Origin of the sequence: Janibacter sp. DB-40 (assembly GCF_029510815.1) — a bacterium.
Classification (GTDB): Bacteria; Actinomycetota; Actinomycetes; order Actinomycetales; family Dermatophilaceae; genus Janibacter.
The window spans coordinates 1,800,991-1,822,543 of record NZ_CP120360.1; the positions used below are offsets into that span (position 1 = coordinate 1,800,991).

Below are 21,553 nucleotides of genomic sequence, written 5' to 3' on the forward strand. Positions count from 1 at the left end.
GGTGGATGAGCACCCCCATCGAGGAGTACGCCGTCGTCGGCGACACCGAGACCGCTGCCCTCATCTCCCGCGGCGGGTCAGTGGACTGGCTGTGCCTCCCGCGGTTCGACTCCCCCTCGAGCTTCACCGCCCTGCTCGGCACCCCCGACCACGGACGGTGGCTCATCGCCCCCGTCGACGAGGCCACTTCCACGCGCTCCTACCGGGACGACACGTTCATCCTCGAGACGATCCACCGCACCGGCACCGGAGCGGTCAAGGTGATCGATCTCATGCCGCTCGGTGACGGACGAGCGGACCTGATCCGCGTCGTCGAGGGGCTCGAGGGCGAGGTGGAGATGGAGCACGAGTGGATCGTGCGCCCGAACTACGGCCGGACCCGTCCGTGGGTCGCCCACTCCCCCGGGCACGTGCGCGACCACGACGTCATCACGGCGATCGCGGGGAACGACATGCTCGTGCTGCGCGGGTCCCGTCTGCCGCACGCGGACCACGGGCACCACTACGACCGCTGGACCGTCCGGGCCGGGGAGCACTACAACTTCTCCACCACGTGGTTCGCCTCGCACAAGCCGATCCCGCCGCCGTTGGACATCAGCGCGCGAATCCGCGTGACGTACCAGACCTCCATGGAGTGGGCCTCCCAGTGCACCTACGAGGGGCCGTACCGGGACGAGGTCGTCCGCTCGCTGCTCACCCTCCGGCTGCTCACCGACACCCGCCGTGGCGGCATCGTCGCCGCGCCGACGACGAGCCTGCCCGAGGACTTCGGCGGGGTGCGCAACTGGGACTACAGGTACTGCTGGCTGCGGGACGCCTCCCTGACCCTCGAGTCGCTGCTGAAGTCGGGGTACGTCGGGGCCACGCGACTCTGGCGGGACTGGCTGGTGCGGGCGATCGCGGGTGACCCCGAGGACATGCAGATCATGTACGCCGTCGACGGAGGGCGGTACCTGCCCGAGCGCGAGCTCGACCACCTGCCCGGGTACGCGAACTCGCGCCCGGTGCGCGTGGGCAACGGCGCGGTCGACCAGAAGCAGACGGACGTGCTCGGCGAGGTGATGATCGCCCTCGAGGACGCCCGGGCACAGGGTCTTCAGGAGTCCGACCAGTCCTGGGCGATCCAGCGGGCCCTCGTCAACAACCTCGCCGAGCACTGGGACCAGGCCGACCACGGGCTGTGGGAGATCCGCGGCCCCCGGCGTCACTTCACCCACTCGCGGGTCATGGTCTGGGCGGCATTCGACCGGGCGATCCGCGCCGTGGAGGTCCACGGCTACGAGGGCGACCTCGAGCTGTGGCGCGACCTGCGCGAGCGGGTGCGCGCCGACGTCCTCGACCGCGGCTGGAACGAGGAGAAGCAGACCTTCACCCAGCACTACGACACGGACGAGGTGGACGCGTCCCTGCTGCTGATCCCCATGGTGGGATTCCTCCCGCCGGAGGACCCCCGGGTGCTCGGGACGATCGCGGCGATCGAACGCGACCTCATGCGCGACGGCTTCCTGCTGCGGTACCGCACGGAGAGCGGGATCGACGGCCTCGCCGGCGACGAGCACCCCTTTCTCGCCTGCTCCTGGTGGCTGGTGAGTGCCTACGCCCTCACCGGTCAGAGGGAGAAGGGCCATGCGCTGATGCGGCGCCTGGTGGCCCTGCTCAACGACGTCGGCCTCATCGCCGAGGAGTACGACGTGCACGCCGACCACCAGGTCGGCAACTTCCCGCAGGCGTTCAGCCACCTGACCCTCATCGGCGCCGCCTACGCCCTGCGGGACGCCGACGCCGCCGTCGACCGCGGCGCCGAACCCGATACCGACACGATCGCCACCCCCATCCATCCCGTGGAGGACGACTGACATGAGCACCACCTACGACCCCGACGTCCAGCCCGGAGGCCCGGTCGCGGTACGCACGCTTCCGGGGCTGACGATCCGCAAGATGTCCGTCTCGCAGATGCACAACAACGTCTACCTGCTCACCTGCGCCGGTACGGGCGAGCAGCTGCTCATCGACGCCGCCGACGAGGCCGACCGGATCAACGAGCTCGTCGCCTCCGGAGGCAGCGGGCTCGACCACCTCGTGACGACGCACCAGCACTGGGACCACGTCCGTGCCCTCGCCGAGATCAGCCGCGACCACACCCCGGAGATGTACGCCGGGGAGGACGACGCGCCGGCCCTGCCCGTGCGCCCCGACCACCGCTTGCGGCACGGTGACACCATCCGCTTCGGCGACGTCTCGCTCGACGTGATCCACCTGCGGGGGCACACCCCCGGCTCGGTGGCCCTGGCCTACGACGACCCGGAGGGGCACGTCCACCTCTTCACCGGCGACAGCCTCTTCCCGGGAGGCGTCGGGGCCACGCACCGCCCCGGACAGAGCTTCGAGTCGCTCTACGCGGACGTGACCGAGCGCGTCTTCGACGTCTACGACGACGACACCTGGGTCTACCCCGGGCACGGCTCGGACACGACGCTCGGCGCGGAGCGGCCCCACCTGGAGGAGTGGCGAGAGCGGGGGTGGTGACCGCCACGGGGCTCGTCCCCGCCCCCCTCCTCGTGCTGGGGGCCGTCGTCTCCGTCCAGTTCGGCGGCGCGCTCGCGGCCACCCTCGTGCCGCAGATCGGCGCGGCCGGCTCGGTCGTGCTGCGTCTCGCCTTCGCCACCGCGGTCCTGCTGGCCTTCGCCCGTCCGCGCTGGCGCGGGCACAGCCGCCGCGCGTGGCTGACCGTCGTGGCCTTCGGCGTGGCCATGGGACTGATGAACTTCGCCTTCTACGGGTCGCTCGCCCACCTGCCCATCGGCGTGGCCGTCACCATCGAGTTCACCGGGCCGCTCACCCTCGCGGCCGTGCTCTCCCGCCGCCCACGGGACCTGTTCGCGGTCGCCGCGGCCGCCATCGGCGTCCTGCTCATCTCGCAGGCGCTCAGCGTCCCCCTGGCGCAGCTCGAGGGCACCGGCATCGTCCTCGCGTTCCTCGCGGGGGTCTGCTGGGCCGGCTACATCATCTTCTCCGGTCGCGCGGGTGCCGAGTTCCCCGCGCTCGAGGGACTGGCCCTGGCCATGGTGGTGGCCACCCTCGTCGTCCTGCCCTTCGGGCTCTGGGACGTCACCGTCCACGGCACGAGCGCCTGGAGCGGCGCGGTCGTCCTCACCGGCCTCGGTGTCGCCGTGCTGTCCTCGGTCCTGCCCTACTCCCTCGAGCTGCACGCCCTGCGGCGGCTGCCGGCGAAGGTCTTCGGCATCCTGCTCAGCCTCGAGCCGGCGGTTGCCGCACTCGCCGGGCTGGTCGTGCTCGGGCAACGCCTCGACCCGGTCCAGCTCGGCGGCATGGCCCTCGTCGTGCTCGCCAGCGCCATGGTGCTCGGCCTCGGTGCCCGCAGCGAGCAGGAGGCGGCCACCCCCTGAGCACGGACGAAGGGGGCCGATCACCGCACGATGACCGGCCCCCTTCGTCGTGTGGGTCAGCTGCCGGAGCGGGTCCGGGCCTGCTCGTCCTTCTTCGTCTTCCACAGGCTGGCGACCGTCGTGACGCCGAGGATGACGACGATGGCGCCGAGGGAGATGCCGATCGGGATCTCGGGGACCGAGACGTGCTCGCCACCGTTGATGAAGGGCACCTCGTTCTCGTGGAGGGCGTGCAGGATGAGCTTCACGCCGATGAAGGCGAGCAGCACCGACAGGCCGATCGTGAGGTAGACCAGCTTCTTCAGCAGGCCACCGATGAGGAAGTACAGCTGCCGCAGCCCCATCAGGGCGAAGAGGTTGGCCGTGAGGACGATGTACGGCTCACGGGTCAGGCCGTAGATCGCCGGGATGGAGTCGAGGGCGAAGAGCAGGTCGGTCATGCCCAGGGCGAAGACCGCGATGAACATCGGGGTGGCGACCAGCTTCGCGTTCTTCTTCGTGAACAGCTTCGAGGACCACTCGGTCGTGCTGGGCAGGGTCTTCTGCATCCAGAGAACGAGGCGGTTCTGCTCGTACTCCTCCTCCGCCTCACCCTCGGTGGCCAGCTTGATCGCGGTGTAGATGAGGAAGGCACCGAAGATGTAGAAGACCCAGGAAAACTGGTTGATCGCTGCCGCGCCGAGGAAGATGAAGATCGTGCGCAGGACGATCGCGATGATGATGCCCCACAGCAGCGCCGTCTGCTGGTACTTCTGCGGCACCCCGAACTTCGCCATGATCAGCAGGAAGATGAACAGGTTGTCGATCGAGAGCGAGTACTCGGTCAGCCAGCCCGCGAAGAACTCGGTCCCGCGCTCGGGCCCCGCCATGACCCACATGCCGATTCCGAAGAGGATCGCCGCGGAGATGTAGATCCCCAGGACGACGGAGACCTCACGGGTGGAGGGGACGTGCGGGTTGCGAGCCACCCAGATGATGTCGAAGGTCAGGATGGCCGCGAACACGCCGAGCGTGACGAGCCACACCCAGGTGGGCACGACCATCGTGCCGCCGCTGATGATCGTCGGCTGCAGTGCGGAGAACGTTGACAATGGTTACCTTCCGGACAGGGACATCACGTCCGGAGGTCTCTCCCGCCCATGGGACCGCTGCCCCGGGGCGGTGAGGACCGACCGTGATGACGAGGCGAGCGCGCGGGGATACTCCCCTCCGACGTCAGCCATGTTCCCACACGAGGACCGCCGCGGCGCACTTCCGGTGGGCTCAGCGAGTGGCCGCCGTCATCTGGCGCAGTTCCTTCTTCAGGTCGCTGATCTCGTCACGCAGCCGGGCGGCGAGCTCGAAGTGCAGGTCGGTCGCCGCCTGGTGCATCTGGTCGGTGAGCTCCTGGATGAGCCGCGCCAGCTCCGTCGCCGGCAGGTCGCGCTCGCGGCCCCCTGCCGGCTCGCTCGAGGAGGAGGTGCGCGTCGACTTGCCCCGCGACTGGGCGCGGGCCGACCCGAGCAGCTCGTCGGTGTCGGCGTCCTCGCGCTGCAGCATGTCGGTGATGTCGGCGATCTTCTTGCGCAGCGGCTGCGGGTCCAGCCCACGTTCGGTGTTGTAGGCGATCTGCTTCTCCCGACGGCGGTTGGTCTCGTCGAGCGCCTCCTGCATCGACGGGGTGACCTTGTCGGCGTACATGTGCACCTGGCCGGACACGTTGCGGGCGGCACGGCCGATCGTCTGGATCAGCGACCGCGCGCTGCGCAGGAACCCCTCCTTGTCCGCGTCCAGGATGCTCACGAGCGACACCTCGGGCAGGTCGAGGCCCTCGCGCAGCAGGTTGATGCCGACGAGCACGTCGAACTCCCCCAACCGCAGCTCCCGCAGCAGCTCCACCCGGCGCAGCGTGTCGATGTCGGAGTGGAGGTAGCGCACCCGCACCCCCTTGTCGAGGAGGTAGTCGGTGAGGTCCTCGGCCATCTTCTTCGTCAGGGTCGTCACGAGCACCCGCTCGTTGCGCTCCGCCCGCTCCCGGATCTCGTGCAGGAGGTCGTCGATCTGCCCCTTGGTCGGCTTGAGGACCACCTCCGGGTCGATGAGCCCGGTCGGCCGGATGACCTGCTCGACGTGGCCGTCGCCCTTGGCCAGCTCGTAGTCGCCCGGTGTCGCGGAGAGGTAGACGGTCTGCCCGATGCGCTCGAGGAACTCCTCCCACGTCAGGGGTCGGTTGTCCATGGCGCTCGGCAGGCGGAAGCCGTGCTCGACGAGCGTGCGCTTGCGGGAGGCATCCCCCTCGTACATCGCCCCGATCTGCGGCACCGTCTGGTGCGACTCGTCGATGACGAGGAGGAAGTCCTCCGGGAAGTAGTCGAGGAGGCAGTTGGGCGCGCTGCCGGGCGAGCGCCCGTCGATGTGCATCGAGTAGTTCTCGATCCCGGCGCACGAGCCGATCTGCCGCATCATCTCGATGTCGTAGGTGGTGCGCATGCGCAGGCGCTGGGCCTCGAGCATCTTGCCCTGGCGCTCGAGGTCCTCCAGCCGCTCGCCGAGCTCCTTCTCGATCCCGGCGACCGCGCGCTCCATCCGCTCCGGCCCGGCGACGTAGTGGGTGGCGGGGAAGATGTAGATCTCGCTCTCCTCGCGCACGACCTCGCCGGTGAGCGGGTGCAGGGTGTGGATCCGCTCGATCTCGTCGCCGAAGAACTCGATGCGCACCGCGAGCTCCTCGTACATGGGGATGATCTCGACGGTGTCCCCCCGCACGCGGAAGGTCCCGCGGGTGAAGGCCAGGTCGTTGCGGGTGTACTGCATCGTCACGAACTGGCGCAGCAGGTCGTCGCGCTCGATCTCGTCCCCGAGGCGCAAGGGCACCATCCGGTCGACGTACTCCTGCGGGGTGCCCAGGCCGTAGATGCAGGACACGGAGGCCACGACGACGACGTCCCGCCGGGTGAGCAGGCTGTTGGTCGCCGAGTGGCGCAGGCGCTCGACCTCCTCGTTGACCGAGGAGTCCTTCTCGATGTAGGTGTCGCTCTGCGGGACGTACGCCTCGGGCTGGAAGTAGTCGTAGTAGCTGACGAAGTACTCGACCGCGTTGTTCGGCAGCAGGTCACGGAACTCGTTGGCCAGCTGGGCCGCGAGCGTCTTGTTGGGCGCCATGACGAGGGTCGGTCGCTGGACCTCCTCGATCAGCCAGGCCGTCGTCGCCGACTTGCCGGTACCGGTGGCGCCGAGCAGGACGATGTCCTGCTCGCCCGCACGCACGCGCGCGGCGAGGTCGGCGATCGCGGTGGGCTGGTCGCCGGCGGGCTCGAACTCCGAGACGACCTCGAAGGGAGCCACCGTGCGTTGCAGGTCGGTTACCGGGCGCATGGTCCTCACGGTATGTCAGGGGGGTGACAGGGCAGTCCCTCCGACCAACGCCGACCGGGTTCCCCGGATTCCCCCCGCCGTCACGCCCGGCCGGAGCGGACCGTGCGCCAGTGCCGACCCGGCCCCCGGCGCAACGTCCACCGGCCGAGGTGGGCGATCGCACCCAGGTCACGGGCCATCGCCCGGACGGCCCCCTCGGCGAGATCGTCCTCCCGGGTGTCGTGGCTGGCCGGGACGAGGAAGCGCAGGTGCAGCTGCGGCTGGCCCCGCACGACCTCCACGGAGCGGTCCTCGACCAGCTGCGTGCGCGCCAGCAGCTCCTCCGCCCGCGGCAGGACGGTCGGCGGCTCCACCCCGGCAGGGACGCCCAGCACGTCGAGGGCGACCCGGTAGGAGGGCATCAGGAACCACCGCGCGGTGGTGTCCACCCGGTCTCGCGCGCCCAGGCCTCCAGGCGCGCGTGGATGCCGTCGAACCACGGCTCCTTGGCCGCGGCGTACTCCCCGCGGGAGCGACCCGTCGTCGCGAGCCGCTCCTTCTCCGCGCGGTACTCGGCTCGCGCGCCGGGCTCGGCGCGCAGCCAGTCCCGGACGAGCAGCGCCCACCGCCACCCCGGGGACCCGACCTCCCGCACGTGCAGGTGGATCGGGACGGCCGGGTCGCACCCGTGGTGGTACCGCTTGGGCCAGGGCCCGACCCCCTTCGGGTTGTCCTCCCTGATGTCCTCCCGCCGCGGCCATCCCCCGTCCGCCGTGGCCCGCAGGAAGTCCGCCCCGTCGGCCACCTCGAGGGACTCGACACCGACCTGCAGGTCGATGATCGGCTTGGCGTACATCGGCACCGCCGTCGAGCCGATGTGGTCGACGGTGAGGGCGAGGTCGCCCAGGCGGTGCCGCAGGCGGGCGATCTCCCGCGCGCCCTGCGCTGCCCACGCGGGATCGGGTTCGGTGAGGACGAGCCCGTCGGGAGCGGTCACCGGCCGCATCGCGGCGAGGTTGTCGGCGAAGGGGGTCAGCCGCTCCTCCCAGAGCCGGTCCACCGCCCCCAGGAGGGTCTCGGGCGAGCCGCTGTTGTCCAGCAGGACGTCGGCAACCGCCCGTCGCTCCTCGTCGCTCGCCTGGGCCGCCACCCGCGATCGGGCCTCGTGCTCCGGCGTCCCACGCAGCTCGACGAGACGCCGCACGCGCTCCTCCTCCGCGGTGTCGACGACGACGACGAGGTGGTACTCCCCCGCCATCCGCTTCTCGACGAGCAGCGGCATGTCGTGCACCGCGACCCGGCTGCCTCCCGACTCCGCCGCCTCGAACCGCTGCGCCGTGCGCTCCCAGATGGCCGGGTGGGTGATCCCCTCCAGCGCTGCCAGCGCATCGGGGTCACCGAAGACCACCCGGCCCAGCGCCGGCCGGTCCAGGGCCCCCTTCGCGTCGAAGACCTCGTCCCCGAAACGCGCCCGGATCAGCTCCAGCGCCGGCTCCCCCGGCTCGACCACCTCCCGGGCGATGAGGTCGGCGTCCACGACGACCGCCCCGAGCTCGGCCAGACGCCTCGAGACGGTCGACTTGCCGGAACCGATCCCACCGGTGAGGCCCACGCGCAGCATGCCGGCGATCCTAACCGCGCTCGGTGGACCACACCCGCGCATGTCGTGGGTAGCGTCGACGTCGTGGACTCCCAGACACTCGTCAACCTGCTGCTCGTGATGGTCTTCGTCCTCGTCGGGGGTGTCTTCGCCGCCACCGAGATGGCGATCGTGACCCTGCGCGAGGGCCAGGTCCGTGCCCTCGAGGAGGGCAGTGGGCGCGAGCAGCGACTGGCCGGCCTCGTGCGCAACCCGAACCAGTTCCTGTCCGCGGTGCAGATCGGCGTGACCGTGGCCGGCTTCTTCTCCTCTGCCTACGGTGGGTCCACCATCGCCCCGGACCTCGTGCCCGGCCTCGTCGCCATCGGCATCCCCGAGACCGCCGCCGCCACCCTCGCCCTCGTCGCGATGACCCTGCTCATCGCCTACCTGTCCCTCGTCTTCGGCGAGCTGGCGCCCAAGCGCCTGGCGATGCAGAACAACCTGGCCTTCACCCGGGTCCTGGGGACCCCCCTGCGGCTCTTCGCCACGGTCGTCCGGCCCGTGATCTGGTTGCTGTCGGTCTCCACCAATGCCGTCGTCCGGCTCGCGGGAGGCAACCCCTCGGCCTCGGAGGACGAGATGACTCCCGAGGAGATCCGTGACCTCATCGAGGGGCATCAGGGGCTGCGCCCCTACCCACGACGGATCCTGACCGACGTCTTCCGGGCCGGCGAGCGGTCGCTGACGCGGGTGATGCGCCCGCGCACGGACGTGGAGTTCCTCGCCGCGGACCTCACGCTCGAGGAGGCCAGGGAGCGGGTGCTCGACCTCCCGCACTCGCGCTTCCCCGTCACCGGGAGGGACCTCGACGACATCATCGGCTTCGTCCACATCCGTGACCTGCTCACGTCGCCGGAGAGCGGGGCCACCCGCGTGCGCGACCTCACCCGCACGATCCTCGCCGTGCCCGACAGCCTGGAGGTCCTGGCCGCGCTGTCCCGGCTGCGGTCGGAGAAACAGCCCCTGGCCATCGTCGTCGACGAGTACGGGGGGACCGACGGACTGATCACGATGGAGGACCTCGTCGAGGAGTTCGTCGGCGAGATCTACGACGAGCACGACCGGGGCCCCGACCCCGAGGACACCGCCCGGCGCCGCGGGGAGACCCTCGTCGTCGACGGGTCGCTCAACGTCGAGGAGCTGTCCGAGCTCATCGGGACCGACGTCTCCGACGAGGACGTGGACTCGGCCGGCGGGCTCGTCATGTCCCGGCTGGGGCGGTTGGCCGTGGTCGGCGACGTCGTCGAGGTGGCCGGGCAGCGACTGGAGGTGCTCTCCGTCGACGGCCGTCGCGTGGCACGGCTGCGCATCACCCCGATCGACTGACCGGCCCCATCCCATGACGAAGGGGGCGCCGCACCGGTTCGGTGCGACGCCCCCTTCGAGGGTGCTGCTCGGGTCAGTTGCCCGTGAGCTTCTCGCGAAGCGCGGCCAGCGCCTCGTCCGAGGCCAGCGTGCCCTCGTTGGTCGGCGCGGCGGGGGCCGCTGCGCCGGAGCTGCTGTTGCTGCTGCTGCTGCTCGGGGCCGGGGTGCTGCTGTCGGAGCTGTACGAGGTGGTCGCGACGTCGTCGCCACCCTCGGCGGCGGCGGCGTCGTCCGCCGCAGCCTTCTCCATCTGGGCGCGGTGCGCCTCCCAGCGGGCGTGCGCGTCCGCGTACTGCTTCTCCCAGGCCTCGCGCTGGGCCTCGTAGCCCTCGAGCCACTCGTTGGTCTCGGGGTCGAAGCCCTCGGGGTACTTGTAGTTCCCCTGCTCGTCGTACTCCGCGGCCATGCCGTAGAGGGTCGGGTCGAACTCGGTGAGGTTGGCGCCGTCCTCGTTGGCCTGCTTGAGGCTCAGCGAGATGCGGCGACGCTCGAGGTCGATGTCGATGACCTTGACGAAGATCTCCTGACCGACGTTGACGACCTGCTCGGGCAGCTCGACGTGGCGCTCGGCCAGCTCGGAGATGTGCACGAGGCCCTCGATGCCGTCCTCGACGCGCACGAACGCACCGAACGGGACGAGCTTGGTGACCTTGCCCGGAACGACCTGGCCGATCGCGTGGGTCCGGGCGAAGTGCTGCCACGGGTCCTCCTGCGTCGCCTTGAGCGAGAGGGAGACGCGCTCGCGGTCCATGTCGACGTCCAGGACCTCGACCGTGACCTCGTCGCCGACCTCGACGACCTCGGACGGGTGGTCGATGTGCTTCCAGGACAGCTCGGAGACGTGGACGAGACCGTCGACGCCACCCAGGTCCACGAAGGCACCGAAGTTGACGATCGAGGAGACGACGCCCGTGCGGACCTGGCCCTTCTGCAGCTCCTTGAGGAAGGTGGTGCGCACCTCGGACTGCGTCTGCTCGAGCCATGCACGGCGCGAGAGCACGACGTTGTTGCGGTTCTTGTCGAGCTCGATGATCTTGGCCTCGATCTCCTTGCCGACGTACGGCTGGAGGTCGCGGACGCGACGCATCTCCACGAGGGAGGCGGGGAGGAAGCCACGCAGGCCGATGTCGAGGATGAGACCACCCTTGACGACCTCGATGACGGTGCCCGTGACGACGCCGTCCTCTTCCTTGATCTTCTCGATGGTGCCCCAGGCACGCTCGTACTGAGCGCGCTTCTTGGACAGGATCAGGCGGCCTTCCTTGTCCTCCTTCTGGAGGACGAGGGCCTCGACCTCGTCGCCGACGGCGACGATCTCGGCGGGGTCGACGTCGTGCTTGATGGACAGCTCGCGCGAGGGGATGACGCCCTCGGTCTTGTAGCCGATGTCGAGGAGCACCTCGTCGCGGTCGACCTTGACGATGTGGCCCTCGACGATGTCGCCATCGTTGAAGTCCTTGATCGTGGCGTCGATGGCGGCGAGAAGATCTTCCTCAGAGCCGATGTCGTTGACGGCGATCTGAGGGGCGGTCGTGTCGACCGTGCTGGCAGTCATGTAGTAGGAACTCCGATTGTGGACAGTTGATCGTACGGACAGGTGGATACACAAAGAGTGCCCACCCATGCTAGTCGCCGTGGGCCATGCGGACAAAACCCCCTTCCGGGTTACGGTCCGTCCATGGGTGATGGCTGGTCCGACGGGACGAACTCGGTGGCACGGCGCGAGAGCGGGCAGGCCGAGACGGTGGCCGCGAACCGGTCCTGGTGGGACCGCGAGGCCGAGGACTACCTCGACGAGCACGGGGACTTCCTCGGCGACGCGGAGCTGGTGTGGGGGCCCGAGGGGTGGACGGAGTCGCAGCTGCGCGTGCTCGGTCCGCCCGAGGCCCTCCGTGGCGCCGACGTCCTGGAGTTCGGTGGCGGCGCGGCCCAGGGTGGCCGCTGGTGCGCCGCGCAGGGCGCACGCGTGGTCTCCAGCGACCTGTCGAGCGGGATGCTGCGCACCGCACGACACATCGACGCCCGCTCCCCCGGGCCCGCGCCGACGCTGCTGCAGTCCGACGCCACCCGGCTGGGCCTGGCCGACTCGAGCTTCGACATCGTCTTCTCCGCCTACGGCGCGACCCCCTTCGTCGCGGACAGCGCGGGGCTCATGGTGGAGCTGGCCCGGGTCCTGCGGCCCGGTGGCACGCTCGCCTTCTCCACCTCGCACCCGATCCGCTGGGCCTTCCCCGACGTGCCCGGGCCGGAGGGCCTGACGGCCACCGCCTCGTACTTCGACGAGACCCCCTACGTCGAGGACGAAGGGGGTCGGGCCGGCTACGTCGAGCACCACCGCACGATGGGCCACCGGATCGCCGAAATCCTCGAGGCCGGGCTGGTGCTGCGCGCGGTGCTGGAGCCGGAGTGGCCGGCGGACAACACCGCGGTGTGGGGCGGCTGGTCGCCGTTGCGCGGGCAGCGCTTCCCGGGGACGGCCATCTTCGTGGCCACGCGTCCGCGCGGATGAGGCCGCCCGGCGGGACACCGCCGGTCGTGCGTCAGCCGCGGCGCAGACGCGTGGTGTCGTCGTCGCCGAAGACCGGGTCGCCACGGTCGTCCGCGTAGGCCGGCACGGTGTCACGGCGCTTGCCACGGCCGATGATGACCGACAGGACCAGGCCGCCGAGCAGCAGGAGCAGGCCGATGGCGGTGAAGGCGATCGGCAGGGTGGTGTGGACCAGCGCCAGCAACGTGGAGCTGGACTTGTAGTCCTCGACGTTGGTGTCGACGGTCTCCTGCGTGAAGCTCGAGGTGGTCGTCAGGGCGTTGACGCTCTCCCCATCGTGGCGGAACTCCTGGTGCTGGTCCTCGACACGGTCGATGATGACGCCCGTCACCGGGTCCACCCAGAAGGTGCGCTCGTTGGAGTAGAAGCGGTCGGCCTCGACGGCCGGGGAGGAGGCGCCCTTGCCGAACAGCGATCCCGGCAGCTCCATCGTCGTGTACTTGGTGAGCGGGACCTCGCTGGTGAACCTGTACAGGTCCATCCCCTGGATCGTGTCCTCGCCCTCGTAGGTGACGGGGTAGGCCTTGCCCACGGTCGCGTCCCACCACTGGTAGGTGTCGACGGGCTTGGTGTCGAACGGGAACTTCACGACCTGTCCCTCGCGCTCGACCTCCTCGCCGTTCTCGGACTCGCCGCAGCAGTTGATCGCCTCGCCGGTGTGGCGGTCGAAGACGGCGACGGACGTGCTGCCGGCCATCGGCATGTTGTCACCGTTGTTGTCGCTGACCTGGCCCATGTTCCACACCGCGACGTCGCGACCGGTCTCCTCGGACGCGGCCTCGGAGGCCTCCGGGTCACCGATGATGCGCACGGTGGTGGTCAGCTCGCCCGAGCCCGGCTCGACGTTGTCGGCGTCGAAGTAGGTCGCGTCGGGGTCCTGGACGACCGAGGTCGAGTTCTGGTTGGTCGGGACCACCGCGAGGTTCGGGTAGGCATAGAACCGGAAGAGCAGTCCCATGGTGAGGATGAACGCGCCGACGCCCATGATGATCGCCGGCAGCAGATACTTGCGCACGAGAGTAACCCTCCTTGGCCTGAACAACTTACCGGACGGTAGCACCTCTCCGGCCTCGCTTCACGCGGGACGCACCCTAGAAGACGTGTCCTTCGCCACCGTTGACATCGGGGCGCTCGTCACCGGGCGTCGTCGAGCCCAGAAGTCGGTCGACCACAACGGCGATCCCCGCGTCCTCGCCGACCCGGGTCGTCCGCATCCCGAGACCTGCGGCCGGGGCGAGATCGGTCGGCATGTCACCGATCATCAGGCAACGGTCCGCCCGCGCCCAGGGCGCTCGGGCGAGCGCCGCCCGGAAGAGGCCGTCCCGCGGCTTGCGGCAGCCACACGTCCCCTCCTCGTGCGGGCACACCGCGATCGCGTCGAGACGGCCGCCCCCACGGGCCAGTCCCTCAGCGAGGGACCCGTGCACGGACTCGAGGTCGTCGGCGGTCATCCGGCCGCGCGCGACACCCCGCTGGTTGGTCACGAGGACGGTGCGGCACCCGGACGCCGTGATCCGGCCGACGGCACGGGCGGCGCCCGGCAGCAGGACCAGCTCGTCCGGGTGGGTGACGTACCCGTCCTCGATGCGCACGTTGAGCGTCCCGTCCCGGTCGAGCAGGACGAGGTCGAAGGGGGCTCCCGGCGCGGCCGGGTCGATCACCGCGGGACCGAACCACCACGGCTGCGGGATCAGCCCGGCTCCTGCATCGCGTGGTCGACCGCCTCGCACCAGGAGTGCGCCCAGAGCAGGTGGACCTCTTGGATCCGCGGTGTCTCCTGCGAAGGCACGACGAGGAGGTGGTCGGCGTGCTCGGCCAGGCCGGCCCCCTTCGCCCCGGTCATGAGGATCGTGACGAGACCGCGTGAGCGCGCCTCCGCGAGCGCGGCGACGATGTTGGGACTGCTGCCCGAGGTGGACATCGCGAGGAGGACGTCCCCGGGTCGGCCGAAGGCCTGCACCCCCCGCAAGAAGACTTGGTCGAAACCGTAGTCGTTGCCGATCGCGGTCAGCGAGGAGTGTGACTCGGCCAGGCTGATGGCCGGCAGCGGGTGACGGTCGGCGACGCACTTGCCGAGGAACTCCGCGGCGACGTGGCTGGAGATCGCGGCACTGCCGCCGTTGCCGGCGACGAGGAGCGTCCGCCCGGAGCGCAGGGCCGCCAGCACCGCACGGCCGGCCTCGAGCGCGGGCTCGCGCAGCTCGGGGGCGGCGACCCGGGTCGCCAGCTCACCCCACGCCGCGATCCCGGCGTCCAGTCGCGCCGGGACGTCGTCGCTCGCCGTGGTGTCGTCGGTGGTCATTGCCTGCCCTTCCACGTGGTGACGCCGTGCTTGGTGAAGGTGAACTCCGAGACCGACAGGCCCAGGTCGATCAGGGCGTCGGCGACGACGTGGCGCCGCTCGAACTCGCAGATGAAGATCAGGTGGCCACCGCCCCCGGCTCCCGTGACCTTGCCCCCGAGCGCACCGCTGTGCATGGCCCGGTCGACGGCCTGCGTGATGAGCGGGGTGGTGATGCGCGAGGACATGCGCTGCTTCTCGCGCCACGCCTCGCCGAGCAGGTGACCGACCTCGTCGACCCGTCCCCTCAGCAGGGCGACGCGCATGGCGTCGGCGAGGTCGCGCTGGGCCCGCAGACCGGCCACGGCGTCGACGTTCCCGGTCTCGTAGCGCGCGACCTGGTCCTCGATGATGTGGTCGCTGACCCGGGTGCGTCCGGTGTACGCGAGGAGCATGTTGTGCTCCAGCTCGTGCACGGTGTCGGGACGCACGCGCAGGGGGTTGACGACGACCTGGCCGTCGGTGCGGAACTCCATGAAGTTGAAGCCGCCGAAGGCGGCGGCGTACTGGTCCTGGGAGCCACCGGGGATCGCGAGGTCCTCGCGCTCGAGGCGGTAGGCGAGCTCGGCGATCTCGTACGGTCCCAGGTCGAGTCCGCAGTGACGGCCGACGAGGTCGATGACGGCCACCATCACGGCACTCGAGCTGCCCAGACCCGACCCGGGCGGGGCGTTGGTGTGCAGGAAGAGGTCGAAGCCGTCCGAGGCCATCGCCCCCTCGAGCGCCATGATCCTCGCGATCGCCGCCTTGGGCAGGTCCAGCTCGCCGTCGAGCTCGAGCGGCGCGCCCACGTCGTAGCCGATGGAGGTGCCGTAGTCGTGCGACTCGACGGTGATGTGCCCGTCGTCGCGCGGCCGCAGCGTCGCGTAGGCGTAGCTGCCGATCGTGGCGCTGAGGACCGCTCCCCCTTCGCGCTCCGGGAACGGCGCCACGTCGGAGCCACCTCCGGCGAAGCTGACCCGAAGGGGCGCACGGGCACGCAGTACCGGGCGCACGGTCATGGATCTCCCTCTCATGGAGCACAATCGAGTGATACCGAATAGTAGGTGACGACATCGACACGCATCCGCACGCCCGGCCACGCATGCTCGGCCTCGACCTGCTCCGCGCGGTCGCGGCCTGGCTCGTGCTGCTGTCCCACGTCGCCTTCTGGACCGGGAAGAGCAGCGAGGGCGTCGTCGGTGGGCTCGCCGCCCGCGGTGAGCTCGGGGTCGCGGTCTTCTTCGCGCTGTCGGCCTTCCTGCTGTCCGCCCCCTTCGTCCGGCGGGCGCTCGGCCGACCGGCCCGGTGGTCGCTCGGCACCTACCTCGTCCGTCGAGCGGCGCGGATCATGCCGGCCTACCTGCTCGCGCTCGCCGGTGTCGTCGCCGCGGCCGCCGTGCTCGGTGGGGCGGCGGCGGACGTGCTCGACGTCCCGACGGTGCTCGTCCACCTCGTCATCGGGCAGGGCTGGACGGGTCGCACCTTCCAGTCCTTCACCCAGACGTGGAGCCTGACGACCGAGGTCACGTTCTACCTCCTCCTCCCCCTCGCCGCCCTCCTGCTGGCCCGGCCGACGAGGGCGGCCACCCCCACGGCGACCGCCCGCCGGCTGCTCGCGGCCTGCGGGGTCGTCGCCGTCGTCGGACTGCTCGGCCAGGGCCTCACCGGCCTGCTGCCGAACCCCGACCCCGCAGGCGTCCTCGGCACCTCGGCGGCCGGGCACGCCGCGTGGTTCGCCCTCGGGACCGCCGTCACGGTCGTCATCGAGGCCGAGCAGGCGGGCCACCCGGTCACCCGGCGCCCCTCCGTGGAGTTCCTGCGAACGAGTCCCGGGACCCTGCTCGTCCTCGCCGGCGTGCTCTGGCTGGTCGCGTCGACGGACGTGGCCGGACCCCGGGGCCTCGAGCCGGCGAGTGGCGCCGAGTCGGTCGCGGCCGAGGCCCTCTACGGGCTCGTCGCCGGGTGCCTGCTCCTCGTCGCGACCACCCGCGGACTGACGGAGCTGCTCACCGACTCACCGCTCGCCGGACCGGCCCGGTGGCTGGGCGACACCTCCTACGCCGTCTTCCTCTGGCACGTCCTCGTGCTCCAGGTCAGCTTCGCGGTCCTCGACCTGCAGCTCTTCGCCGCCCCCTTCGTCCTCACCCTGGTGCTGACCACCGTGGTCAGTCTGGGTCTGGCGCACCTCTCGTGGAGCCTGCTGGAGCGCCCGGTGCTGGCCCGGGCCCACCGACGCCGGCACGCACCAGCGCCGCAGCCAGCACCCCGAGGGTGAAGGCCCCCAGGGCCTGCGCCACCCAGGCCCCGGTCGACTGACGCTCTGCGACACCGAGGACGGACAGGCCCACCCCGGCCCCGGCGAGCACCAGCGCCACCGCGACCGCCCGGAAGCGCACGGGTACGAGCGCCCCCAGCACGGCCGTGAGCAGACCGAGCGGACCGGCCACGACGATCCCGACGGCCGCCGCGGCCAGGAGACCGACCACGATCGGACCACGTCCGGCGACCGCCGGTCGCGCGGTCGGGGTCGTCAGGGTGGCCTGCGGGAGGGCGGGGACGGACCGCCTGCGCCGGTGCAGGACCAGCTCCACGACTCCCCACAGCAGGAGGAGCACGGCCGCGAGGGCACCGAGGGCCAGCGCGAGCCGGTGGGTGCCGTTCGGCGTGAACTCGACGTCGACCGTCGTCGCGGACCCCTCGGGCAGGACGAACGCCTGGCGCCACCCGTCGACGGTGGTCGCCCGCAGGCGCTCGCCGTCCGCGGTGGCCCGCCAGCCCTCGTTCGCGCCCTGGCTGAGCACGAGCAGAGAGCGCTCCCCCGGCCCGACGTCGAGGGTCCAACTGCCGGCGTGCCCGCGGTCACTGTCAACGGTCCGCGCCCCGGTCACCTCGGGGGTCGTCCAGTCCCGGGGGACCAGCGCGACCCTCTCGGCCACGAGTCCGGGGACGGCGACGGCCGTGACCGTCCCGTCGCCGGCCGGCAGGTCACCGCACGCCGTGGCGGGGACGGCCTCGCCGGCGATGAGGGACTGCCGTGGTGCGCTCAGGGAGAGACCGATGCGACCGTCCTCGCGACCGACGGCGCCCGCCAGGGAGCAGTCCAGCCGGACCTGTTCCTGCGGCCCGTCGGTCCCCGGCACGCTCACCTCCGGTGCCGACCACGCGGCCAGCCCGGGTGGTCGGGAGAAGGTCAGGGCGAGGTGCCGTGTCCGCTGCCGCGGGATCGTCAGGGTGGTCCCGCCCGGCAGTACGTGGCGCTCGGAGTCGGTCGCCACGGTGACCCGACCGACGTCCCGGTCGAGGCGGATGGTCCCGACCTCCTGCTCGGACCCGAGATCGATGGCCAGGACGGGGTCGGTCACCCCGGACGCGGGGGTCCACCGGGTGTCCGGGTCGCCGTCGAGGGCGGCGACGGGCCAGTGCTCGAGGTCCGACGACGAGGCGAAGCCGTCCGGGAGGGTGCTGCCGTGCAACCGCCACGGCGCGGCGACCAGGTCCTGCCCGGCCGGACCGGGTCGGATGCGCACGGTGGCCGAGATCCGCGCCCTCGGGAGGTCCCCGACGCGACGCACGAGGGTGCTCGGGTCCTCCCCAGCGGTGAGGTCGGCACCGGCCCTCGGGTCCCGGGTGAGCAGGACCGGACCGGTGCCCGGGGGCAGCTCGAGACCCGTGCCGAGGTCCGGCCCTCCGCCGAGCTCGACCTCGCGGACGCCCACCGGGCGGGCGTCGTCACCGTCACCCTCCGGCTGCGTGCGCAGGTCGATCGTCACCTCGTCGCGCTCGGTGCCGTCGAGGGGGACGCGCCAGGTCATCGAGCCCTCCGGGCGGGTCCCCTCCTCGCCGTCGACGGACACCGCGACGAGACGTGCGAGGTCGCCGCCCCACGCCTCGTGGACGAGCACCTCGTCCGGGGAGGCGGACTCGTCGAGGTGGAGGGTGATCTGCTGCGTCGCGGCGCCGTCACCGCTGACCCATGCGGTCTCCGGGTCCCCGTCGACGAGCGCAGGTGCGCCCTCCCCCGCGCTCCGCCGGGCAGGGGCGAAGGGGGACGCCGCACTGGAGCTGGTGACGATCCCGGACAGGCCGGTCCAGAAACGGGTCGTCCACCCCCGGGTCGCGTCCTCCTCGTCCGTCGCCGGGCCGGTGAGTGCCCGGCTGCCCACGAGCGCGGGCCGGGCGTCCCCGGCGGCCAGGGTCGGGCCGCTGCCACTGGCCGGCGGGCGGCCGGAGTTGAGCGCCTGCCACCGAAGGGTGTCGGTGCGCACCTCGGCCGGCCGGTCCGCGGTGGGCCGGCGCATCACCGACTCGGGGTCGAGGAGCCCCGCCGCGACGAGGGAGAACCACCCCTCGGGCGATGCCGCCGCAGTGACCACGGCGTCGGTCGGGACGGCGGTCGCCGGGGACGCCGGCTCCTCGAGACGCCAGATGCTGATCTCCTCACTGCCCTCCCCGTGGGACCAGGTCCGCCTCAGCCCCGGGGACGCCTCGAGGGTGGCGGCGACCTGTCGCGGGTCCACGGTCGCGAGGTCCGACCGCAGCCCACCGCGAACGACGACGCGCGAGATCCCCATCCGGCGCAGGCCCGCGGCCAGCTGCGGCTGGCTGCGCCCGGTGGCCGTGAGCGCGTCCACATGGTCGAGCACGCGGGTGGCCCCCGGATGCCCCAGCGGTGCGGCGGCCCGGACGAGGACCGGCGAGGACGCAAGGGCCCGCAGCGGCTCGTCGGTGACGCGACCCCAGGTGAAGTCGGCCGTCCGCGCGCCGGGCAGGACCAGGGTCGTTCCACCGTCCTCCTCGGCCAGGGCATCGACCCGCGCGGCCGTCTGCGACCAGGCCGCGGGGATGGTGTCCGGCGCCCAGGCGTCGCCGACCCGCCCCTGCCACACCGGCGACAGCGCCCCGACGAGTGCGAGGACCGTGGTGACCACGACGACCCGGCGGACGACGGGTCCCGCACCCCGGTCGACCCGGGTCGCCCAGTGGCTCAGCAGACCGACGCCGACGGCGACCGGCAGCCGCACGAGCAGGTCGGCCTTGTGGACGTTGCGGAAGGGGGCGAGCGTCCCGTCCAGCAGGTCCTGGACCGGCTCGGCGAGGATCCCCGAGGCGGCGCCCGTCCGGCCCATCGTCATGGTGACCGCGCCCAGGAGGACCAGCACGACGGCCCACCGCGTGTGGTGGGCGGACCCCCCTTCGTCCTCGGTCGTGAGCGGCTCGGACCGCCGCCGCAGGAGGCCGGCGAGCCCGAGCCCCGCGAGCACCGTCGTCGCGATGATCGCGGTGACCGACTGCGCCAGGACCCACCCGCTCTGCCACGTCGGGTGGTCCCCGGCGGTGAGGATGAAGGCGATCCAGTGCTCGGTCCCCCGCAGCACGTTGGTCACCGAGGCCACGGCCGTCGTCGTGGCGGCGACCTCGATGTGGTCGAGGAAGGGATAGGAGTAGCGCCCGAGGACGACGAGCGGCCCGAGCCACCACAGGGCGCCCAAGGCGGCCGCGACCAGCCACCACGACAGGGCCCGCCCCCGCTGGCGGCCGGCCGGCGCGAGGACGATCCATGCCGCAGCCGGCACGAGGGCGACGAGGGAGACCGTGGCGTTGACCCCACCGAGGCAGGCCGTGAGGAGCCCGGTGGCCGCGGCGCCGCCACGGCGGGCCGCCGGTCCGCTGCCGGGGCCGACCATCCGGTCGGCGGCGAGCACCAGCCAGGGCGCCAGCGCGTACGGCCACACCTCGACGGAGATCTCGGCCAGGACCGTGAGCACCCGCGGCGACAGGGCGAAGACGGCGCCGGTGACCAGTGCGGGCACCGTCGGCAGACCGACCACGCGGCGGGCGAGCCTCTCCGCACCCACGAAGGCGACGACGAGGAGCAGGGTCCACCAGAGCCTCTGGGTGACCCAGCCCGACAGCCCGACCGCGTCGCCGGCGAGGAAGACGGTGCCCATCGGCCAGAGGTAGCCGTAGGCCTGGTTCTGCAGCTCGCCGATGCCGGTGTGGTCGTTCCACGCCCACAGGGCGCGCCGGAGGTACCGGGCGGGCGCGAGCACGAGGTCGGTCTTGGTGTCGGGCTGGAGGCGGCCGGGGGCGATGAGCCACGGCAGGACGCCCACGAGCACCGTCGCCGCGAGTCGCTGCACCCGCCGCCGGACCTCCTCGACCGGTCCCGCGTCGTCCGTCGTCGACCCGGTGTCCCCTGCCGCGGTCATCGCCGCCGGAGGACGAGCAGGAGGTTCCACGTGACGACCTCGCGGATGCCGGGCAACCGCACGATCGGCGCGCACCAGTCGGGCAGGTAGCGCGGGCGGGCCGCGAGGACGTCGGCGTCCGCCGACCGTGACCACTCCAGGCCCTGGCGCACCGACACTCGGTGGAGGGTCTCACCGACCCGGTTCTTCGGCGGGTGCCCGTGCTTGCGCTCGTAGCGGCGCATGGCTCGCTGGCCCCCGAGCCAGTGCCAGGGCGAGGTCTCGTGCCCACCCCAGGGCGAGAGCCAGTTGGTGTAGGAGAGGAAGACGATCCCGCCGGGCCGGGTGACGCGCAACAGCTCGTCGGCCACGGCCTCGGGGTCCGGGACGTGCTCCCACATGTTGCTCGAGAAGACGACGTCGACCGAGCCGTCGGCCAGCGGCAGCTGCCGGGCGTCCCCAACCACACCCTGCTCCCTCACGGAGGCGACCGTCGCGTCGTGGTCGAGGGGGAGGTAGCGCGCCCCCTCGTCGTGGAAGGCCTGCGCGAACTCGCTCGGCCCCGCGCCGACGTCCAGCACCGTCCGCCCGCGCAGGTCGGTGTGCTCCCGCAGGAGGTCGATCGAGTCCGCGGCCAGCTCCGAGTAGAAGCGGTGCGGGTCCGTCTGCTCGACGAGGAAGGCCGCGAAGAGGCGCACCGAACGCCGGATCCCACGGTGCGCGGCAGGCGGGCTGGTCATCGGCACC

Annotated in this window: 17 protein-coding genes; 6 read left to right on the plus strand and 11 right to left on the minus strand. The window is 71.7% G+C overall.

Annotated elements, in window-relative coordinates; translation table 11 throughout:
* Nucleotides 1–5: 5 nt before the first annotated feature.
* From PVE36_RS08550 to PVE36_RS08560, 3 genes are read left to right on the plus strand one after another with little or no spacing between them, the layout of a single operon-like run.
* On the plus strand, nucleotides 6–1,856 hold the full coding sequence (locus PVE36_RS08550) for a glycoside hydrolase family 15 protein (protein ID WP_277451600.1): 1,851 nt from the start codon (nucleotides 6–8) through the stop codon (nucleotides 1,854–1,856).
* Nucleotide 1,857: 1 nt separating this feature from the next.
* A complete protein-coding gene (locus PVE36_RS08555) occupies nucleotides 1,858–2,526 on the plus strand; it encodes an MBL fold metallo-hydrolase (RefSeq protein WP_277451601.1) in 669 nt (222 codons plus the stop codon).
* Complete coding sequence (locus tag PVE36_RS08560) at nucleotides 2,520–3,407, plus strand: EamA family transporter (RefSeq protein WP_277451603.1); 888 nt, start codon at nucleotides 2,520–2,522, stop codon at nucleotides 3,405–3,407. Before PVE36_RS08555 ends, PVE36_RS08560 begins: the two co-directional genes overlap by 7 nt.
* Nucleotides 3,408–3,463: 56 nt before the next feature.
* On the opposite strand, the gene PVE36_RS08565 is transcribed toward PVE36_RS08560, so the two are convergent.
* From PVE36_RS08565 to coaE, 4 genes are all read right to left on the minus strand, one after another.
* Nucleotides 3,464–4,450, minus strand: a complete 987-nt coding sequence (locus tag PVE36_RS08565; RefSeq protein WP_277455795.1) for a TerC family protein — start codon at nucleotides 4,448–4,450, stop codon at nucleotides 3,464–3,466.
* Nucleotides 4,451–4,670: 220 nt separating this feature from the next.
* On the minus strand, nucleotides 4,671–6,761 hold the full coding sequence (uvrB, locus tag PVE36_RS08570; protein WP_277451604.1) for an excinuclease ABC subunit UvrB: 2,091 nt from the start codon (nucleotides 6,759–6,761) through the stop codon (nucleotides 4,671–4,673).
* Between the two features lie 80 nt (nucleotides 6,762–6,841).
* Nucleotides 6,842–7,189, minus strand: coding sequence for a hypothetical protein (locus PVE36_RS08575; protein ID WP_277451605.1), 348 nt, complete (start codon nucleotides 7,187–7,189; stop codon nucleotides 6,842–6,844).
* Nucleotides 7,162–8,361, minus strand: coding sequence for a dephospho-CoA kinase (gene coaE / locus PVE36_RS08580; protein ID WP_277451607.1), 1,200 nt, complete (start codon nucleotides 8,359–8,361; stop codon nucleotides 7,162–7,164). The genes PVE36_RS08575 and coaE overlap by 28 nt, the downstream gene beginning before the upstream one ends.
* A gap of 63 nt (nucleotides 8,362–8,424) precedes the next feature.
* Here coaE and PVE36_RS08585 point away from each other — a divergent pair, with 63 nt between their 5' ends.
* Nucleotides 8,425–9,708 (plus strand): hemolysin family protein, encoded by a 1,284-nt coding sequence (locus tag PVE36_RS08585; RefSeq protein ID WP_277451608.1) that lies wholly within the window; start codon nucleotides 8,425–8,427, stop codon nucleotides 9,706–9,708.
* Nucleotides 9,709–9,781: 73 nt separating this feature from the next.
* On the opposite strand, the gene rpsA is transcribed toward PVE36_RS08585, so the two are convergent.
* Entirely contained in the window at nucleotides 9,782–11,302 is a 1,521-nt protein-coding gene (rpsA, locus tag PVE36_RS08590) for a 30S ribosomal protein S1 (protein ID WP_277451609.1), read from the minus strand.
* Nucleotides 11,303–11,425: 123 nt separating this feature from the next.
* Between rpsA and PVE36_RS08595 the strand changes: the two genes are divergently transcribed.
* Nucleotides 11,426–12,256 carry a class I SAM-dependent methyltransferase gene (locus PVE36_RS08595; protein WP_277451611.1) on the plus strand — a complete coding sequence of 277 codons (831 nt, stop codon included), beginning with the start codon at nucleotides 11,426–11,428 and terminating at the stop codon, nucleotides 12,254–12,256.
* A 31-nt stretch (nucleotides 12,257–12,287) separates the two neighbouring features.
* Here PVE36_RS08595 and PVE36_RS08600 read toward each other — a convergent pair whose 3' ends face one another.
* The 4 genes from PVE36_RS08600 to PVE36_RS08615 all read right to left on the minus strand — a co-directional run bounded on the left by PVE36_RS08600 (nucleotide 12,288) and on the right by PVE36_RS08615 (nucleotide 15,637).
* Entirely contained in the window at nucleotides 12,288–13,310 is a 1,023-nt protein-coding gene (locus tag PVE36_RS08600) for a DUF3068 domain-containing protein (protein ID WP_277451612.1), read from the minus strand.
* 76 nt (nucleotides 13,311–13,386) lie between these two features.
* Nucleotides 13,387–13,956 (minus strand): HAD-IIIA family hydrolase, encoded by a 570-nt coding sequence (locus PVE36_RS08605; protein ID WP_277451615.1) that lies wholly within the window; start codon nucleotides 13,954–13,956, stop codon nucleotides 13,387–13,389.
* A 29-nt stretch (nucleotides 13,957–13,985) separates the two neighbouring features.
* Nucleotides 13,986–14,597, minus strand: a complete 612-nt coding sequence (locus PVE36_RS08610) for an SIS domain-containing protein (RefSeq protein WP_277451616.1) — start codon at nucleotides 14,595–14,597, stop codon at nucleotides 13,986–13,988.
* Nucleotides 14,594–15,637 carry a GHMP kinase gene (locus PVE36_RS08615; protein WP_277451617.1) on the minus strand — a complete coding sequence of 348 codons (1,044 nt, stop codon included), beginning with the start codon at nucleotides 15,635–15,637 and terminating at the stop codon, nucleotides 14,594–14,596. Before PVE36_RS08615 ends, PVE36_RS08610 begins: the two co-directional genes overlap by 4 nt.
* An 83-nt stretch (nucleotides 15,638–15,720) precedes the next feature.
* Here PVE36_RS08615 and PVE36_RS08620 point away from each other — a divergent pair, with 83 nt between their 5' ends.
* Nucleotides 15,721–16,893 carry an acyltransferase gene (locus PVE36_RS08620; protein WP_277451619.1) on the plus strand — a complete coding sequence of 391 codons (1,173 nt, stop codon included), beginning with the start codon at nucleotides 15,721–15,723 and terminating at the stop codon, nucleotides 16,891–16,893.
* On the opposite strand, the gene PVE36_RS08625 is transcribed toward PVE36_RS08620, so the two are convergent.
* Together PVE36_RS08625 and PVE36_RS08630 are read right to left on the minus strand one after the other, a co-directional pair.
* Complete coding sequence (locus PVE36_RS08625; RefSeq protein ID WP_277451622.1) at nucleotides 16,784–20,857, minus strand: alpha-(1->3)-arabinofuranosyltransferase family protein; 4,074 nt, start codon at nucleotides 20,855–20,857, stop codon at nucleotides 16,784–16,786. The two genes, PVE36_RS08620 and PVE36_RS08625, sit on opposite strands and share 110 nt — an antisense overlap.
* A complete protein-coding gene (locus PVE36_RS08630) occupies nucleotides 20,824–21,546 on the minus strand; it encodes a class I SAM-dependent methyltransferase (RefSeq protein WP_277451624.1) in 723 nt (240 codons plus the stop codon). The genes PVE36_RS08625 and PVE36_RS08630 overlap by 34 nt, the downstream gene beginning before the upstream one ends.
* Nucleotides 21,547–21,553 lie beyond the last annotated feature (7 nt).

Bases quoted from the DNA above. Each gene is read 5' to 3' on its own strand.
- PVE36_RS08550 (WP_277451600.1), top strand. From the start codon at position 6: ATGAGCACCCCCATCGAGGAGTACGCCGTCGTCGGCGACACCGAGACC.
- PVE36_RS08555 (WP_277451601.1), top strand. From the start codon at position 1,858: ATGAGCACCACCTACGACCCCGACGTCCAGCCCGGAGGCCCGGTCGCG.
- PVE36_RS08565 (WP_277455795.1), bottom strand. From the start codon at position 4,450: ATGGTCGTGCCCACCTGGGTGTGGCTCGTCACGCTCGGCGTGTTCGCG.
- uvrB (WP_277451604.1), bottom strand. From the start codon at position 6,761: ATGCGCCCGGTAACCGACCTGCAACGCACGGTGGCTCCCTTCGAGGTC.
- coaE (WP_277451607.1), bottom strand. From the start codon at position 8,361: ATGCTGCGCGTGGGCCTCACCGGTGGGATCGGTTCCGGCAAGTCGACC.
- rpsA (WP_277451609.1), bottom strand. From the start codon at position 11,302: ATGACTGCCAGCACGGTCGACACGACCGCCCCTCAGATCGCCGTCAAC.
- PVE36_RS08595 (WP_277451611.1), top strand. From the start codon at position 11,426: ATGGGTGATGGCTGGTCCGACGGGACGAACTCGGTGGCACGGCGCGAG.
- PVE36_RS08610 (WP_277451616.1), bottom strand. From the start codon at position 14,597: ATGACCACCGACGACACCACGGCGAGCGACGACGTCCCGGCGCGACTG.
- PVE36_RS08615 (WP_277451617.1), bottom strand. From the start codon at position 15,637: ATGACCGTGCGCCCGGTACTGCGTGCCCGTGCGCCCCTTCGGGTCAGC.
- PVE36_RS08620 (WP_277451619.1), top strand. From the start codon at position 15,721: ATGCTCGGCCTCGACCTGCTCCGCGCGGTCGCGGCCTGGCTCGTGCTG.
- PVE36_RS08630 (WP_277451624.1), bottom strand. From the start codon at position 21,546: ATGACCAGCCCGCCTGCCGCGCACCGTGGGATCCGGCGTTCGGTGCGC.